Source organism: Aquimarina sp. I32.4 (assembly GCF_002924285.1).
Taxonomy (GTDB): Bacteria; Bacteroidota; Bacteroidia; order Flavobacteriales; family Flavobacteriaceae; genus Aquimarina.
This window is the reverse complement of record NZ_PGUB01000201.1, coordinates 1-3,425: the sequence shown is the minus strand read 5'-3', so window position 1 is coordinate 3,425 and position 3,425 is coordinate 1. Positions and strand designations below refer to the sequence as shown.

Below are 3,425 nucleotides of genomic sequence, written 5' to 3'. Positions count from 1 at the left end.
TTTGGTACTTTTGGGCCTATAAGTTGTAAAGCCATTTTTGGGAAAAAGGAGTTCCGATATTGGTATGTTGATGCCGCAGTTCATGGGTTAATGATACAGGCTGGACCTGTTACTATTACGGGATTTGCAGGAGGGGCATTTTATAAAATGACAAAAAAACCAGGGGGTAACATTACAGAGTTCTCTCCTTCAGGACTTTCTTATATCCCTAATAAACCTACTAGTTTAGGAGTAAAAGCAATGGTTTTTGGCTCTGTAGGAAGTGAAACTGCTGTAGCAGTTGGAGCTGGTTTTGAAATAGAATTTAATACCAAAGGAGGCGTAAACCGATTAGGCTTCTTTGGTGAAGCATCTATTATGAAGGCTTTTGATATCCCTAACCCTGTAGGTAAGCTTACAGAAAAACTTGGTAAGATAGCAAGTAATGAACTGGTCAATAAAGTAATGGACAGTAAAGTTGGAAAAACATTTTTAGATAAAGCTGATACAGAATATGAACCAGAACTCAGTCTGGCTGCATCCATTAGTGCAAAACTAGGAATGGAATTTGATTTTGTAAACAAGTCTTTTCATGCACAACTTGACATATTTGTAAACGTTGGGGGAGGAATCATTCAAGGGCGTTCATCTGGAGGACGTGCAGGATGGGGAGTTATTCATATTTCTCCAGACGAATGGTATATGCATATGGGTACTCCAACCGATCGATTAGGGTTGAAAATGGGAATAGGAGGTTTTTCTATAGAAACTGGAGGATACTTTATGGTAGGTGATCGTATACCAGGAAGTCCACCACCACCACCAGAAGTTGCAGAAATTTTAGGGGTTGATGCAGAAGAGTTAAACTATATGAGGGATTTGAATGCATTAGGTGAAGGACGTGGATTTGCCTTTGGAGCAGATTTTAAAATAGATACAGGAGATATGAACTTTCTGATCCTCTATGCACGTTTTCAGGCTGGAGTTGGTTTTGATATTATGCTCAAAGATTATGGTGAAGCCCGTTGTGTAAATACTGGAGATCAAGTAGGTATTGATGGATGGTATGCTAATGGACAATCATATGCTTATTTGCAAGGAGAAATGGGCATTAGGATTAAATTATTTTTTGTAAGAAAGAAAATTCCGATTATCAAAGGAGGGGCTGCCATTTTAATGCAAGGTAAAGGTCCAAATCCATTTTGGTTTAGAGGATATGCAGGAGGATATTATAATCTTTTAGGAGGGTTAGTAAAAGGGCGGTTCCGATTTAAAATTACTATTGGTCAAGAATGTGAATTAGATAATGCAGCCCCGATAGGTGGAATTAAAATGATAGCCGATCTTACTCCAAAAGAAGGAACAGATGAAGTTGATGTCTTTGCTGCTCCGCAAGCAACCTTTAGTATGAAAGTAGGAGAACCCATTGTTATTCCTGAAGATGAAGCTGATAAAACTTATAAGGTAATTCTAGAAAAATTCAGAGTATTGGATGCTAATGGTAAAGAAGTAGCAGGAAAACTAGAATGGAGTTATATGAAAGACAGAGCTACCTTTTATTCAGAAGATATCCTTACTCCAAGTACGAAACATAGAGTTGAAGTAGAAGTGAGTTTTCAGGAAAAAGTAAATGGAATATTTAAAACCATAATGGTGGATGGGAAAAAAGCAATAGAGACTGAAATCAGAAGTTTTGTAACAGGAGAAGCCCCCACCCATATCCCTTTGCATAATATACAATATGCCTACCCAGTAGTAGATCAAAAACAATTTTATCGCAAGGAACATCAAGATGGATACATTCAACTAAAACGAGGTCAGGATTACCTTTTTGAAGATCCAAATTGGAAAAGTGAGATTAAAATCATAGAAGATAGTGGAGAAATGACAGATGTTACATTTAATTATGATTACGGAGCAAACAAAGTACACTGTCGTATGCCTAATCTTCAAAAAGAAAAAGTATATACCTATAGCATAGTAAGTCTACCTAAACTGTCAGGAAATATAGAAACATCTAATGAAAGAACAAGAACCACCCAATTAGATACTAATAATACTTTTGCCATAACAACTAATGGAGCAGACAATGTGTCTAAAGAAGGAAGTATTGAGCGTCTCTCCTATCCATTTATTACCAGTAAATATGCTACCTTTTCAGATAAAGTTAAGAGTATAAAAGTACAAGATGATCATTGGGGAAGGATTGCTTCTGATGTAATCTACTTATCTTCAACTATAAAAGAGCATGAAGGTTTTGAAGCTATTGAATTAAAAGGAAATGAATATACTGATCATAAAGCATTAGTAGTCGCAGCATCAGAATTAAAAGACACGTATTTCACTACTGATATTAATCCTGTTTTATATTCAAAGTACCCAAGTAGTGGTAAATACACCTTGCATCGTGATACAGAAATTTTTGGATATCCTCCTAAAAAAGCCTTACCACTAATAGGGAAATATTTGGAAAGTTTGGAACACAATACAAGTATTTCTTGGCGTAAAACAACGTTCCCATATCGTTATAATTTAACAGATATATATAGTATTGATTTTTCAGATATTTACCATCAGGTGCTAAACGATTTGACCAATGGTAATCTACCAGTTGGAACAAACCTTACTTCTATTTTGAATAGTGAATTTAAAATGATGCGTTATGGTAATTACACCATACGAATGCAATACCTTCTACCAGGAGGAATACAGGGTAGTACTGCTATATTTACTTTTAAAAACCCTTTAAAAGACAGATTATGAAAACAATAAAACATATAATAGGGTTCTTTATATACTGTATCCCTTTCTTTATTATAGGGCAATCAGGTCAGGTAGAAGCTCCTTCAGCTTCTATTAAAATTATAGCACAAGCAAATGAGAATAGCATCTTGTTACGTTGGGCAGTAGATCAACCTATATCTTGGAAACATGCAAATACATATGGATATACCATAGAACGATTTACCATATCTCGAAATGGAACAGTACTTAATCCGCCAGAGCATAAAGTAGTAACACCTGTTCCTTTAAAACCTGTTCCTTTAGAACATTGGCAGACTATAGTAGAAACTAACAATCATGCTGCCATACTTGCTCAGGCTATATATGGAGAAAGCTTTGAAGTAGAAGGGAACCAAGGGGGGCTGATGCAAATTCTTAATAAAGCAAAAGAGTTAGAACAACGTTTTTCTTTTGCTCTTTTTGCAGCAGATATGAACTTTGAAGCGGCTAAAATGGCAGGATTAGGATATGTTGATACTCAAATCCAAAATACTGAGAAATATTTTTATAAAATAAAAGTAGTCCTTCCAGAAAATTTTACCCCTATAGAAGAAGGAACTTTGGCTGTAAACCCTAATAAGAAAAAGTTACTACCTTCTCCTATAGATTTGTTTGTTGTAGAAGGAGATCAAAATATAATGCTTTCTTGGGAGTACGAACTA

2 pseudogenes are annotated in these 3,425 nt (G+C 35.5%); both read left to right on the top strand.

Going from position 1 to position 3,425, the window contains the following annotated elements:
• Positions 1 to 2,742, top strand: a pseudogene (locus CVD18_RS22895) (hypothetical protein); the annotation flags it as partial.
• Positions 2,739 to 3,425, top strand: a pseudogene (locus CVD18_RS21845) (hypothetical protein); the annotation flags it as partial. The pseudogenes CVD18_RS22895 and CVD18_RS21845, both read left to right, overlap by 4 nt.